The 14,761-nt window shown below is 59.1% G+C and carries 11 protein-coding genes; 4 read left to right on the plus strand and 7 right to left on the minus strand.

The genetic code is table 11. The features are described 5' to 3' along the window. Window positions 1-65: 65 nt before the first annotated feature. The 7 genes from R2940_08310 to R2940_08340 all read right to left on the minus strand — a co-directional run bounded on the left by R2940_08310 (window position 66) and on the right by R2940_08340 (window position 9,372). The gene (locus R2940_08310; GenBank protein MEZ4599777.1) at window positions 66-2,381 is read right to left on the minus strand and encodes an FAD-dependent oxidoreductase; all 2,316 of its coding nucleotides are present in this window, start codon (window positions 2,379-2,381) and stop codon (window positions 66-68) included. A 14-nt stretch (window positions 2,382-2,395) separates the two neighbouring features. After that, a complete protein-coding gene (locus R2940_08315; GenBank protein MEZ4599778.1) occupies window positions 2,396-4,039 on the minus strand; it encodes a glutamate synthase-related protein in 1,644 nt (547 codons plus the stop codon). After that, entirely contained in the window at window positions 4,027-5,133 is a 1,107-nt protein-coding gene (locus tag R2940_08320) for a glutamine amidotransferase family protein (GenBank protein MEZ4599779.1), read from the minus strand. The genes R2940_08315 and R2940_08320 overlap by 13 nt, the downstream gene beginning before the upstream one ends. A 300-nt stretch (window positions 5,134-5,433) precedes the next feature. Beyond that, complete coding sequence (locus tag R2940_08325) at window positions 5,434-6,711, minus strand: ammonium transporter (GenBank protein ID MEZ4599780.1); 1,278 nt, start codon at window positions 6,709-6,711, stop codon at window positions 5,434-5,436. Between the two features lie 253 nt (window positions 6,712-6,964). Then, entirely contained in the window at window positions 6,965-8,029 is a 1,065-nt protein-coding gene (locus tag R2940_08330; protein MEZ4599781.1) for a branched-chain amino acid aminotransferase, read from the minus strand. Window positions 8,030-8,263: 234 nt separating this feature from the next. Continuing rightward, on the minus strand, window positions 8,264-8,623 hold the full coding sequence (locus tag R2940_08335; GenBank protein MEZ4599782.1) for a DUF4870 domain-containing protein: 360 nt from the start codon (window positions 8,621-8,623) through the stop codon (window positions 8,264-8,266). 26 nt (window positions 8,624-8,649) lie between these two features. Next, the gene (locus R2940_08340; GenBank protein MEZ4599783.1) at window positions 8,650-9,372 is read right to left on the minus strand and encodes a phosphatase; all 723 of its coding nucleotides are present in this window, start codon (window positions 9,370-9,372) and stop codon (window positions 8,650-8,652) included. Window positions 9,373-9,630: 258 nt separating this feature from the next. On the opposite strand from R2940_08340, the gene R2940_08345 reads away from it, so the two are divergent. The 4 genes from R2940_08345 (at window position 9,631) to rpmA (ending at window position 14,699) form a co-directional block, all read left to right on the plus strand. After that, window positions 9,631-12,150: a TIGR03960 family B12-binding radical SAM protein gene (locus R2940_08345; GenBank protein MEZ4599784.1), complete on the plus strand. Its 2,520-nt coding sequence runs from the start codon at window positions 9,631-9,633 to the stop codon at window positions 12,148-12,150. A gap of 220 nt (window positions 12,151-12,370) precedes the next feature. Then, window positions 12,371-13,879, plus strand: coding sequence for an Rne/Rng family ribonuclease (locus tag R2940_08350; protein ID MEZ4599785.1), 1,509 nt, complete (start codon window positions 12,371-12,373; stop codon window positions 13,877-13,879). A gap of 193 nt (window positions 13,880-14,072) precedes the next feature. Further along, entirely contained in the window at window positions 14,073-14,381 is a 309-nt protein-coding gene (gene rplU / locus R2940_08355; protein ID MEZ4599786.1) for a 50S ribosomal protein L21, read from the plus strand. A gap of 63 nt (window positions 14,382-14,444) precedes the next feature. Next, window positions 14,445-14,699 (plus strand): 50S ribosomal protein L27, encoded by a 255-nt coding sequence (gene rpmA / locus R2940_08360; protein ID MEZ4599787.1) that lies wholly within the window; start codon window positions 14,445-14,447, stop codon window positions 14,697-14,699. Window positions 14,700-14,761 lie beyond the last annotated feature (62 nt).

Below are 14,761 nucleotides of genomic sequence, written 5' to 3' on the forward strand. Positions count from 1 at the left end.
ACTAAAAAAAGAGGCGGAACCAGGGAGGTTCCGCCTCTTGCATAACCATAACCACCCGTCTTTTTTCAGACGATAACCTTCTCCATCGCCCAGACCCCGCAGGGGCAGATGCCGGCGCAAAGCCCGCAGCCGATGCAGTACTGCTCGTCGGAAACATACTCGTAGGAGCCATCCAGTTTTTCTTTGCGGATGATGGCCCCTTCCGGGCAGGTTTCCAGGCAGAGGGAACAGTCGCGGCAGGTGCCGCAGCTGATGCAGCGCCCAGCCTCCTCGCAGGCGTTGGTCACCTTGAACTTGCCCCGGTTGCGGGCCTGGAAGGACTCTTTGTGGAGTTTCCACTGGGGGATCATCTCCGGTTTCTTCCTGGCCACCAGTTCCAGGCCGTTAAGATAGTCGTTGATGTACTCGGCCACCTCCCGGCCGCTGCCGATGGCGTGGGTCAGAAGACCTGGCTTGATGGTATCGCCCAGGGCAAAGACGCCCGGCGCCTTTTTCGCCTGCCAGCAGTCGTCGACGTCCATCATGCCCCGCTCGGAGAGCAGTTCCCGCGGTACGTAGGAGAGGTCGGGACGTTCACCGATGGAGATGATGACCATGTCGGCCTCGATCAGCCGACCGTCCTTGGTGTGCAGTCCCTCTTCGGAAATGCGCTCGGTGAAGACCGGCCATTCAATCCGGCCGCCGAGGCTTTCGAAGTGATCGATCTCCTTCTTGTAGGCGGCCGGACGCTGCACGTCGATGGCTGTTACCTGGCGGGCACCCATGGCATAGGCACCCAGGGCCACGTCCATGCCGGCATTGCCGGCGCCGATGACCACTACCCGCCGTCCGACCTTGGGCTGCCTGCCGGCGTTGATCTCCTTGAGGAAGTCCAGTCCCCTCACCAATCGTTCGTGGCCGGGGAAGGGGATGACCACCGGGTTGTGGGCGCCGCTGGCGATGATTACGGCATCGTTGTCGGCGCGGACGGCATCGAAGGCCTCGCGGTCGATCTTGCGTCCTGTGAGGATGTTCACTCCCACTTTTTTGATGCGGTCGATTTCAGCATTCAGCACTTCCCGCGGCAGTCGGTCCATCGGAATGACCTGACGCAACTTGCCGCCTACCTCATCATCCGCTTCGTAAATGGTTACGCTATGCCCCTGCAAAGCCAATTGCCAGGCGGCGGAAAGGCCGGCAGGGCCGCCGCCAATGACGGCAACCTTCTTGCCGGTGGCCGGCTGCAGGGCAGGGGCTGCGGCATCCTGGGAGAGTCGGCCGAGTTCCTTCATGGCCACCGGATGATCCAGGTAACGACGGCTGCAGGCGTCCATGCAGAGGTTGGGACAGACCTGACCGCAGACGCTGGCAGGAAAGGGCGAAAAGTTCAGGACCAGTTCCAGAGACTCCTGGATTTTCCCCTCACGCATCAGGCGGATGCGATCCTGGGTCGGAATGCCTGTCGGGCAGGATGCCTGACAGGGCGCCGCATAGGCCTTGTTCAGCCAGTGCGGGATTTTCAAGCGGCCGTCGCCTGTGTTGACAAAGCCGCATACCTGGTCGTAGTCGTCGGTGACCACATCCCCGAAGATGCCCCCTTCCACCCATTTGCCAAGACGAAATTCGCGCAGGGTGATCCGCTCCACAGCCTGGCGTTCCTGATAGGTCTTGGCGGTGATCTTCTTCCATTGGGAAAAATCGGTCAGTTGCTCAAGCAGGTGCGGTTTTTCGATCCTGTCGAGAAATACCGGGATGTTGGCGTACAGGAACTCCCGGTCCCCTTCATCCAATTCGAGCATCCACACATCGCTTGACAGCCCCGTCACCGGGCCGCGAACATAGATCAAACCGCCGACCATGCCGACGCAGCCGCGATCGCCGAGTACAGATTCCAGGTGCTCGCTGTCCACGCCGCAAACCACGCCGATGCCGCCCCCCATGAACTCGAAGGAGAAGGAACCGGTGCTTTTCAGGATCCACAGTTCCGGCGGTTCATAGGAAGGGTCGTGCTTCATCAGTGAGCCGGTGCGGGTGCCGCCCCGGCCGGCGACATAGATCTTGCCGCTGGCAGCGCAGTGAGCGGTGGTGTCGCCGCCGTCCCCATGGAGAATCAGGGTCGCGCCGGCGTTGAGCCAGCCGACGTCAGCGGGAGCGGAACCTTCGATGATGATCTCGGTCCCTTCCAGGCCGAAGGAGCCGACCCGCTGGCCCGGGTTCTTGACCCTGAACTTCAAGGGTTTTCCGTCCGCGGTCCAGAGCGGTCCGCCGATGTCATGATGCCCGGAGGCTAGCACCTCAAACTCGGTTTCCCCCGCATCCAGGGCGGCGTAGATCTTCTGCAGCAGCTGCTGAGTGGAGATACGCTTGTTGTTATCGTCAAAACCTTTGATATAGGCTGCCATTACCTGAAACCTCCTTAACAGACGTACTGAACCTGCAGACGATCGGCCACGGACTTGTTGGTGGAGACCAGACAGTCGGAACGGCCGATGGGCAGGGAGGAGTTACCGATGGGGGCCATGAGCTTGCGCAGTTCCTGATCCATGGCCAGGAAGTAGTTGACGATGTTCTCCGCCACCCGCTCGGGATTGAGCCGCTTGACCAGCACCGGCTCCTGAGTAGTGATGCCGGCCGGACAGAGCCCGGTATTGCAGGCGTTGCAACGACCGTGATCGTTGCCGAGGCAGCCGGCAAGCTGCAGGATCAGCTTGCCTGTGAAGACGCCGTTGGCGCCGAGGCAGAACATCTTGAAGGCATCGGCCGCCAGGTTGCCGGTCTTGCCGAGACCGCCGGCCGCCCACAGGGGGATCTGGCCCTGGCGCCCCTGGGCCACCGCGGCCAGGTAGCAGTCGCGCAGCTTGCTGACCACCGGATGGCCGGTGTGGTCGAGGGAGATGTCGTGGGCCGCGCCGGTACCGCCGTCGATGCCGTCGACGAAGAAGCCGCCGACAATGTTGTAGGGGTCGCGCACCAGGTTGTTGAACACCGAAACGCTGGTGGCGCTGGCGGCAACCTTGATGGCCACCGGTACGCGGAACTTGAAGGCCGCGTTGAAGGAGAGGAACATCTTCTGCACGCTCTCCTCGATGGAGTAGAGACCCTGATGGTTGGGCGGCGACAGCAGGTCGGTGCGGGGCACGCCGCGGATCGCCTGGATGTGCGAAGCCACCTTGGCCGCCATCAGCAGACCGCCGTCGCCGGGCTTGGCGCCCTGGCCGATCTTGATCAGAACGCCGGCGGGGTCTTCGACCATGTGCGGCATCGCCTTGATGATACGGTTCCAGCCGAAGTGGCCGGAAGCGATCTGCAGGATCATGTACTTGAGATATTTGCTCTTCAGCAGCCGCACCGGCATGCCGCCCTCGCCGGAGCACATACGCACCGGCAGGCCGCATTCCTCATTCAAGTAGGCAACCGCCATGGAGACCGCTTCCCACATCCGCCAGGAGAGGGCCCCGATCGACATATCGCCGATGATGACCGGGTAGATCCAGCGGACCGGCGGGGTCTGGCCAGCCTGTACCAGCTTGCCCTCCGCGGTCTGTTGCAGAGGCAGGGCCGTAGCCGGCAGAATGCGTCCCAGGGGGGCCAGGCAGTCGAAGGTGTGACGCTGGGCATCGAGGCTCGGGTCAGTCATCTGGGAAATACGGCCGACGCGAATGGTGTCGAGAGTCCGGGCCTGGACTTCCAGGTTGTTGCGTCCGCCGCGCTTCGGCCCGGAAGCGGTGGCAGCCTGATATACCACGTTGAACCGGGAGTCGGGATTGCGGTGAGCGCTGATGGCGCTGTTGGGACAGACCCGTTCACAGACGCCGCAGCCGCGGCAGAAATTCTTGATCACCGGCCGCTGGGCGATGACCGGCTGGGCCGAAAAGCGGGTTTTCGGTTCCGGGGTCTCGCTTTCCGTGTATGTGATCCGCCGGCGCTCCATTTTCGGGCCGATGGCTTCGAAGGTGCAGGCCGCGATGCAGGAGCCGCACAGGGTGCAGCGCTCCGGATGGTACTCGATCTTCCAGGGCAGATCGTTACAGGCGAGGTCGTTTATTTTTATTGTTTCCATCTCTGGACCTCCAGATTGTTGTCTACAACGACAATTTCGCGCTCGTTGGGATAAATGTCGTTTTCCCAGTTCCGCTCCGGCAGAATCTCATTGATACCGCACACTTCGGAAGAAAAGACCACGGTATCCTGAGTATGGCCCACCACGACCGGGCGCAGCTTCTTAGCATCGCACACGACCCACATGGTGAAGTCGGGCAGGGTGCCGATAATGGTGTTGGGACCGTTGATCTCCAGGTGTGCCAGGGACTGGCGGATGGAGAGCAGCACGTCCTTGTCCTCGCGCTTGACCACGTCTTCGAAGGGGAGCGGCGTAATGATGTGCTTGTAGTAGGAAAGCGGCCATCCCAGCTGGCGGTGCATGTAGTGCATGGTGTAGAGGAAGCATTGGGAGTCTGATTCAAAGCCGATGTAGCCGGGGTGCAGGCTGGCCTGGAACTCCTTGTTCTTCTGGTAGAAGGTGTTCTCGCCGTTGGTCAGAGTCACGTAGCCCTGCAGGAAGAAGGGATGGGCCGCATAGCGGACAATGGCGTAGTTGGTGTTCTGACGGCATTGGGCGGTGATGTTTTTGGCGGTAAAGTCCTCATCAGGCTCCCAAAGTCCGAAAAAGGTGCCGATATCCCGGGGATCGCCGATTTCCTTGAGGGTAAGGACGTCGGGCCAGAAAGAGTAGACGAAGCCGGTCTGGTCCTGCTCCATGGCCGCCCGCAGTCTGAGCCGGGTATTGGTGAGCAAGTCTTCTTTCTCCCGTTTCGCGAGATCCTTGCAGAAGTCGGGGTAATCGAAGGTTCGAAATACATAGTTGGGCATCTTCTGGATGTCCATGCCCGGTTTCCAGGTGGTGGCCGGAACCCACTCGAAAACCTGCTTGAAGCCGATTTCTTCAAGAATGGCCTCGGTAATGGCGAGACCCTCATCGGTGCAGGCCAGGGAGATGGTCGGCTTATCCTTGTACCCGGCGAAGATTCCGCCGAGATCCTGCATGACCATGGCGAAGCCCGAGTTGTCGTGCCCCTTCTGCTGAGAATTCATCAGCTGCAGGGCTTTGCTCGGGTGCACATAATTCAGACTTTTTATGGCGCCAATGCGACACATGAGCGATTACCTCCGAGATACAGATTGTGCAGAGTTGCTTCTGCTTGAAACGATTTTGAGCAATACTCTTTAGCAAAGAAAGTGCCAGATTTATGAATTTGATTTGAAGCACCGACTGCTAATAAAACTTCCTAGTAAAAACAATAGTTTGCCGAATGATCTGGTTGTGTATAAGCCTTTTATAAGGTTTCAAGGGAGGCTTGCAATGGAGGAAAAAAAGAATTTTTAGCTCTAGTTCGTGTAGAGAACTTACACTGAGGAGGCCCGGCGCCCTGAAGACGCCGGGCCGAGGGGGGAGGGTCAGAAGTTGTAACCGGTTTCCGAATGAGCCGTTTGATCGAGGCCGGTGACCTCTTCTTCACGGGACACCCGCAGGCCCATGGTCGCCTTAAGGATCAGAACCAGAATAACCGTAACAACCACGGCATAAGCACCGGCGGCTCCGATGCCTACCAATTGAATCCAGACCTGACCGGGATTGCCGGCAATCAGTCCGCTGACTCCTACAGACGCAAATACGCCGATGGCCACGGCGCCAAAGGCTCCGCCGAGGCCATGGATGCCGAACACGTCCAGAGAGTCGTCATAACCGAACTTGTGCTTGAGCATGACGCCTCCGTAGCAGACCGCACCGCCCATCAGTCCCATGACCAGGGCCCAGGCGGGAGTGACGAAGCCGGCCGCGGGGGTGATTGTGACCAGGCCGGCAACGATGCCGGAGGCGACGCCGAGGGCACTCGGCTTTCCGGCAAGCCGCCATTCCAGAAGCATCCAGGAGAGGGCTGCCGCAGCGGCAGCGGTCTGAGTGGTGGTGAAGGCCAGGGCGGCACTGCCTCCGGCGGAAAGAGCGCTGCCCGCGTTGAAACCGAACCAGCCGAACCAGAGCAGGCCGGCTCCGAGCAGAGTCATGGGCAGATTGTGGGGAGCCATTCTCTCATGCGGAAAGCCGATACGTTTCCCCAGAAAAATCGCCAGTACCAGGGCGGATACCCCGGAGGAGAGATGAACGACCGTGCCGCCGGCAAAATCCAGAGCTCCCATCTCCAGCAACCATCCGCCTTCCCCCCAGACCCAGTGCGCCAGAGGGTTGTAGACCAGAAGGCCCCAGAGCAGGATGAAGACGCAGTAGGTACTGAATTTCATACGGGCCGCCACGGCGCCGGAAATCAATGCCGGAGTGATGATGGCAAACATGCCCTGGAACATGATGAAGACATATGTTGGAATCGTTCCGGTCAGGGAATCGGGGGTGATGCCATTGAGAAGCAGGTGTTTCAGGCTGCCGATGAAGGGGCCGGCGCCTCCAAAAGCCATGGTGTAGCCGACAACCACCCACTGCACGCCGATAATCGCCATGGCCGCAAAAGTATGCATCGTGGTGGACAGCACATTTTTGGCGCGGACCATGCCGGCATAGAAAAGAGCCAATCCGGGGAGCATGACGAGGACCAGGGCCGATGAAATGAGCAGCCAGGCGGTATCGCCCGGATTGGCCCCTTCGGCAGCCAGGCCCAGGGACGGGGCCAGGAGCAGCCCGAGTAAAGCGGGCGCGGGGGACAGTAAGGACTTGCGGTTCATTTTTCTCTACCTCCGTGGGGATGGGTTGTTTGGCTGCCGGTGCGAAGGACAGCAGTATAGAAAAAATAGGCAAAGCAAGCCCTGTGCCAGAATAAAAACGTCGAATTTTCAGCAGGTTGGATTTTTCAGGCGAAGGAATATGCCTAATTCGGAAGCACAGCTGCCTTTGAAATAGGCGGCCGGGGAGTCTTGCGGCGAACAGCACCCCCGTTTCTGACGGGGGCGCTGTCCTTTATTGAGCCGGAAACCAGCTTTAGATCGGATCGATCCAGCCGTGGGTATCGGGAAGTCTGCCGTACTGGATTCCGGTGAGAACGTCGTAAAGCCGCAGTGTCAGCGGTCCCGGTTGGCCGTCGTTCAGGATGACGGTGCGATTGCGGTAGCTGAATTGTCCCACCGGGCTGACTACTGCTGCGGTGCCGGTGCCGAAGGCTTCACTGAGCCGTCCGTTTTCCACCCCGTCGAGAATTTCCTCGACACTCAGTGCCCGTTCTTCGACCTCGACGCCCATTTCCCGGGCAAGTACCAGGATGGAGCGACGGGTAATGCCGTCGAGAATGGTGCCTTTTAATGGGGATGTGACTAATTTTCCATCATAGACGAAGCAGATGTTCATACTGCCGACTTCTTCCACATACTTGCGGTTTACGGCATCGAGCCAGAGAACCTGGTCGAAGCCTTTCGCGGCCGCCTCCCTGGCCGCCAGAAGGCTGGCAGCGTAGTTTCCCCCGGTCTTGGCTTCACCGGTTCCGCCGGGAGCCGAACGGACATATTCATCACTGATCAGGATGCGCACCGGTTTGAACCCGCCCTTGTAGTAGGGACCCACCGGCGAAAGAATGATGTAGCAATAGTACTGATCGCTCGGTTTCACCCCCAGGACCGGCTGAGTGGCAATCATGGTGGGGCGGATGTAGAGGCTGGTTCCGGGGCTGTGGGGAACCCAGTCAGCCTCGAGGCGAATCAGCTGCTTGATGGCCTGCAGAAAGAATACTTCGTCCACTTCCGGCATGCACAGGCGACGGGCGCTGCGGTTGAAGCGCGCGACATTGTCCCGGGGACGGAACAGGGCTATCGACCCGTCCTGGCGGCGGAAGGCTTTCAAGCCCTCGAAAATCTCCTGGGCGTAATGGAAAACCAGGGCAGCCGGGTCTAATACAAACGGTCCGTAAGGCTTGATGCGTGCCGAGTGCCAGCCTGTCCCGGCGTCGTACTCCATCAGGAACATGCGATCGGTAAAGTGATGGCCGAAAACCAGCTGGGATTCGTCTTGGGAGGGCTGTTGGCTCTGGGTTAGGGGTTCTATGCGGATTTCCATGAGGTTTCTCCGATCCTGGAACTTGGAAGGCTGACTGCTCGAAGTCATTGCGAGTCGGACCGCTTCCCGGCGTCGCCAAATATTTCCAAATGTTTAGCATAACGAAACACGGTCAGGCAAGGGGATTAACGGGGTAAAACCCGATAGGAGCCTTGCCAGACGGTTTTTTTCGGGGCCGTCATCAATCTCCGGTATGGGGGGCCTGCCGAATTCGAAATTCAGATCAGGGCCGGTTTATTTCAGCAGTCGCAGATTGAGGGGATAGCGGTAGTCCTCCCCGTTTCTGCATTTGACTGCGCCGATCAGAATCATGACGAAATTGAAGACCGCCAGCAGGAGCAGGATCGGAAGGCCGACGATAATGAAAATGAGGGCGGATGCGGCCAGGGCATAGATACTGATGCTGATCTGAAAATTCAATGATTCCTTGCCATGGCGATCTACCAGGGGATAGCGCTCTTTAAGAAACAGCCAGATCGCCAATGGGGCAAGAACATTGCCGAAAGGGATGAAGTACCCGGCCAGGCCGCTGATGTGGCACAGGGTTGCCCAATTGCTTTCCCGGCTGTCGGGTGGAAGGGTCGCATTTTCCATCAAAAGCTCCTGTTCAGCATCGGCGGTCAGGATTGCAGGCCGAGAAAGGCCAGGGTCGATTCCAGGCTCAGGTTGACGATCTGCCCATCCTGGATTCCGGCCCGGCGTGATTCGGCCAGCGCCTGGTCCAGTTCGCCGACCCCCTGGGCTATATGCGCGTCGCTGCCCAAGGCGACCAATGTGCCGAATTCCGCGCAGTGGCGGGCCAGAATCCTGCAGTTCTCAAAGCTGCCTGCCCGGCTGACGGCGAAACTCGAGTTGTTGATTTCGAGGGCGGTGCCGGTGGCGGCAGCATGGCGCGCGACGGCCCGGTAATCAACGGGATAGGAAGGATTGCCGGGGTGACAGATGATATGCACCTGGGGTTTTTCCATCACGGATAGCAGGGTCCGGGTGTTTTCGGCGGCACCGTTTCCGCTGTATCCGCAGCCAGGATGAAATCCGGCCAGCACCAGGTCGAGCATCGCAAGCTGACCGTCCTCGAGGTCGAGGCGGCCGCCGTCGAGAATGTTGGCTTCGACTCCGCAAAGAATCCGCACACCGCCGATGGTAGGGGGGACAAAGCGCAGCGCCTGAAAGTGATAGAGATGCGGACCGCCCGGCAGGGCCGGACCGTGATCGGTGATGCCGACCAGTCGCAGCCGGCGCCGGGCGGCTTCCTGGGCAATTTCGTTGATGGTGCTGTAGGCATGTCCTGAAGCGATGGTATGGATATGGAGGTCCGCTTCGGGGCTACTCGGTTGGGACATTTCCTGAAATCCTTTCCAGAGAAAAAAGCCGGGTCATCGTATTTGGAGGCAAACCATGCTACCATAAAGGCTCTCCAGGTGTCAGCCGTAGAGAGCGGGTTGGGTGGAACAACCTGTAAAAGATTGTTGGATGCCAGATAGATGTGCTAAAATCTCTGTTTTTGGAATTTTATGGCTACAAAGTTGCGCTGCCGCACCGGGCGCCCTTGACAGTCAAAGCGAAAAGCTGCGAACTGCGAAAGTTGATTAATAAACAAGATGAGTCGCGACAACCTGCTTGGTTCAGTCAGCCGGCCTTCCCGCTATCTTGGGGGCGAGCTCGGCAGCATTCATAAAGATCTCACCGCCGTTGCCGTCACCTGTGCCCTCGCTTTCCCCGATGTTTATGAAGTGGGCATGAGTCATATCGGCCTTCCCGTGCTTTACCAGATCCTCAATCGACTCGACTGGGTGGCGGCGGAACGGGTTTATGCGCCCTGGCCGGACATGGCCGAGCAGTTGAAAAACCGGAGTCTGCCCCTGGCCTCCCTGGAGTCGGAACGCCCCCTTGGGGAGTTCGACATTGTCGGTTTCACCCTGCAGTATGAGCTTTCTTACAGCAATATACTCGGCATGCTGACTCTGGCCGGCATCCCCCTGCGGCGGGAGGACCGCGACGACAGGGCTCCTCTGATCGTGGTAGGCGGCCCTTGCGCCTTCAATCCCGAGCCTTTGGCCGATTTCATGGATTGCGCGGTGATAGGAGATGGGGAGGAAGTCATCGTTGAACTCTGCGCAGCGGTGCGTGCCTCCAGGGAAGCCGGTGAACCGAAAACGGTTCTGCTGAAACGTCTTGCAGCCATTGAGGGGATCTACGTTCCGTCCCTTTACGAGTTTTGCTGGAACGCCGACGGCACAATTGCCGCTATCCGCTTTCGAGGCGAGGGTTCCGGCCGGGTGGTCCGGAGGGTGGTGCCCGACCTGGATGCCGCCGCCAGTCCGACCAGTCCCATCGTCCCTTTTATGAATACGGTGCACAACCGGGTGGCGGTGGAGATCGCCCGGGGCTGCACCCGGGGATGCCGATTCTGTCAGGCCGGTTTCATCTGCCGCCCGCTGAGGGAACGGAATCCGGACAGGATTGCCGGGATCATCGAGGAATCTCTGGCCCGATCCGGCTATGAAGAGGTGTCCCTGCTCTCCCTGTCCACCGGAGATTACAGCTGCATTCAGCCGCTCCTGCAGAAACTGATGGAGCGCTATCAGGAGGACCGGGTGGCGGTTTCCCTGCCCAGCCTCCGGGTCGGCTCCCTCACTCCCGCACTGATGGAGGAGATCAGAAAAGTCCGCAAGACCGGTTTCACCCTCGCTCCGGAAGCGGGCAGCGAGCGTCTCCGCCTGCTGATCAACAAGGGCATCGCCGAGGAGGATCTGCTGGAGTCGGCGCGGCACGCCTTTGCGCTCGGCTGGCGTCTTATCAAGCTCTATTTCATGATCGGACTGCCGACGGAGACGGACGCCGATCTGGAAGCCATCGTCGATCTGGCCGCCCGGGTGAAGCGGGTCGGCAAGGGGACAGCGGGCGGTGCCGACGTGAATGTCGCAGTTTCGACCCTGGTGCCCAAGCCGCACACGCCCTTTCAGTGGGAGCGGCAGATCGGCATAGAGGAAACTCTCGCCCGCCAGGATTTTCTTCGCCGGGGTCTCCGCACGCGCAAGCTGCGCCTGAAGTGGCATGAGGCCCAACTGTCCTTCATGGAAGGGGTCTTCGCCCGCGGCGACCGGCGGCTGGGCCGGGTGCTGGAGCGGGCGGTGGAGCTCGGCTGCCGTTTCGACGGCTGGCGCGACCATTTCCGTTTCGATCTCTGGCAGCAGGCTTTTGCCGATTGCGGCCTCGATCCCGCCTGGTATCTGCGGGAACGCAGGGAAGACGAAATTCTGCCCTGGGACCCTGTCGATGCCAGATTGTCCCGCGAATTTCTGCTGGGCGAACGACATCGCGCCCGCAGTGGCGAATATACTGCGGATTGTCGCGACGGATCCTGCTGCAGCTGCGGCGCCTGTGATTTCGATCAGGTGCGGATCCGTCTCGCCGTGGAGGGTACCTCCGTCGAGCATATGCCGGGCAGGGACGGCAGGAAAAGCGACGAGGAGACGCCCTGCAAGGTGCGCCTGAGGGTGAGAAAAGCCGGGAGGGCCCGCTTCGTCGGACATCTGGAATTCATGACCCTGTTTCATCGGGCGGTCCGGCGGGCCAAAATTCCTGTCCGGTTTTCAGCCGGCTTCCATCCGGCCCCGCAGATCAGTTTTCCGGATGCTCTTCCCACGGGCATGGAGAGCGAGGCGGAGATCATCGATCTCAAGCTGTCTCATGACGTATCGGTCGAGGCCCTGGCGACCTCGCTCAATGCGGAACTGCCGGAAGGTTTTGCTGTCCTGGCTGCCGAGCAGATTCCGTGGAAAACACCATCGCCCTCCGTTTGTATCCGGGAAACGGTGTATCGACTGAACCTGGAGAAAAATTTTCCCGCCGATCTTAAGGAGCGTATCGAGGGCTTCCTCAAAGCGGATCGGGTACCGGTTGCAAGACATAAAAAAGGCCGTGAAGAGACTGTGGACCTGCGGGCGGGGGTATCGGATCTGCGGCTGACCGACAAGGTGTTGGAAATGGTCGTCACGGGAGGCAATCCGGTTCTGTTGGCGGCTCACCTGCTCGGCCTTCCCCCCGGGCAGGGTCTTTCGACAGAGCTGAAGTTGTCCAAGGTGGATGTGCGGCTGGGCGAGTCAGAAGAGGCCTGATAAGGAGCCGACAGAGAATTCTCTCCTCTGGCGCTTTTGAGATTATCCATTATTATCTGGTTATCCGCTTGGCTCCTAAATTTATTCGGGATCGCTATCGGTAGCGGTATCGGGATCGATAAAAGCTTTTTCGATACCGACTCCGACCCCGATGCCGACCTCGACCCCGATAATCGACTACATATATTGGATATATAATTACATTTTCCATGGAGATCCTATGTCCAAGGAACTGGTCATCAATACGACCTCGCATGAAACCCGGGTCGCCTTGCTGGAGAACGGTCATATCGCCGAACTCTACATCGAGCGGGTGCGGGAAAGAGGTGTCGTCGGCAATATCTACAAGGGTCGGGTGATCCGCGTCCTGCCCGGGATGCAGGCGGCTTTTGTCGATATCGGACTGGAAAAGGCGACATTTTTATATGTGGCCGATGTACTCGACGAGATGAAGGCCCTGGCCCGCTATATCGACGAGGGGGAAAGCGAGAATCTCGGCGAGGGTGAGGAGTCGGGACCTCCCGCCCTGCCGCCCATCGAGGACCTGCTGCAGGAAGGGCAGGAAATTCTGGTGCAGGTGGCCAAGGAGCCGATCGGCACCAAAGGGGCCCGCATTACCTCCCATATCTCCCTGCCGGGCCGGCATCTGGTCTACATGCCGACCGTCGACCATGTGGGCATCTCCCGGCGGATCGAAAACGAAGGGGAAAAGGAACGGTTGCGGGCCCTGATCGAAAAGATCAAGCCCGACGGATCGGGCTTCATCGTACGCACCGCCGCCGAGGGGAAGAGCGAGGATGACCTGCAGGCCGATATGGAATTTCTTTCCGGCCTATGGCAGGAGATCTGCGCTTTGAAGCGCCGGAATCCGGCTCCTTGCCTGATCTATTCCGATCTCGACGTGATCAGCAAGGTGCTGCGCGACATTCTGACCGAGGATGTGCGCCGTATCGTGGTGGACAGCAAGCGGGAGCACGACAAAATTCTCCGGTTCATCGAAACCTTCATGCCGAATCTCAATTTTACCCTGGAGCTGTACCAGGATCCGGAGCCGGTATTCGACGCTTTCGGCCTGGAGGTGGAGATCGCCAGGGCTCTCGGACGCAAGGTCTGGCTGAAGAGCGGGGGCTACATTATTATCGAGCAGACCGAAGCTCTTACGGCCATCGACGTCAATACCGGGCGCTTTGTCGGCAAGCACAACCTGGAGGATACCATCCTCAAAACCAATCTCGAGGCGGTCAAGGAGGTTGCCTTTCAGCTCCGGCTGCGCAATCTCGGCGGGCTGATCATCATCGATTTCATCGATATGGAAAAAGAGGCTCATCGGGAGAAGGTGCACTCGGCCTTCGAGGAGGCCCTGAAGAATGACCGGGCCAAGACCAACATCCTCAAGATTTCCGAACTCGGCCTTGTCGAGATGACCCGGAAGCGGGTACGTGAAAACCTGACCCGTACCCTCTGCGAACCGTGTCCCTACTGTGAGGGCAAGGGGTATGTGAAAAGCCGTGCCACAATGGTTTACGAAATTTTCCGGCAGCTTCGCCGGGAAATCGCTGTCCTGGCCGGCAAACAGGTGACGCTGCTGGTGCATCCCGACATCGCTTCCACCATCTGCGACGAGGAGCGGTGTGAAATCGACGACCTGGAGACCCGCTTCGACAAGCAGATCGCCATCACCGCCCGGTTCGACTATCATATCGAGCAGTTCGATATCGTGGGGAGCTGAACCGGCCTCACTCGTTGTCAGTGAAGCGGCAGCGGAACGGTAATCGTTGTCGTAATCGTAATCGGCATTGACGGTATTTTGATTACGATTACAAGAAGCTTCAAGCCGGTACTTTTCCCTTGACAGGGGCCGGGGGCAGGACTATAGTGCCCGTTCGTCAAAAAGAATTTTTTCGAGAGTGAGGTGAATGCGGATGTACGCGGTGATCAAGACCGGAGGGAAACAATACAAAGTTTCCGAAGGCGACCTGTTGAAGGTCGAGAAAATCGAAGGCGCAGTGGGCGACACTGTTGAGCTGAACGAAGTCCTCATGGTCGGCGGAGAAGAGGTAAAAATCGGAACACCTCTATTGCCTGGAGCGAAAGTCACGGCGCGGATCGAACAGCAGACCAAGGACAAAAAGGTTCTGGTGTTCCACGCCAAGCGGCGCAAAGGCTATCGCAAGACTTACGGACACCGTCAGCCCATCACTCGCCTGAAGATTACAGGCATCGAGGCCTAAAAGGCTTTCTGTCCGGAAGGATTCCTTCCCGAATCGGAAACTGGTTAAAAAGGAGGTTTTCTCATGGCTCACAAGAAAGCCGGTGGCAGTTCAAAGAACGGCCGCGACAGCGCGGGTAAACGCCTCGGCGTCAAGCGCTTCGGCGGCCAGCAGGTGACGGCAGGATCGATCCTGGTCCGCCAGCGCGGCACCACCATCCACCCCGGCTCCAACGTCGGCTGCGGCAAGGACTACACGCTGTATGCTTTGATCGACGGGGTGGTGAAATTCGAACGCAAGGGCAAGGACAAGAAAAAGGTCAGCGTCTTCGCCGCCTGATGCAGCCCTGTATCGGTTAAGGAAAAAGCCCGAGGTCCGGTGAGGAACGTCGGGCTTTTTTC

This window comes from Syntrophotaleaceae bacterium (genome assembly GCA_041390365.1).
In the GTDB taxonomy this organism is placed as follows: domain Bacteria; phylum Desulfobacterota; class Desulfuromonadia; order Desulfuromonadales; family Syntrophotaleaceae; genus JAWKQB01.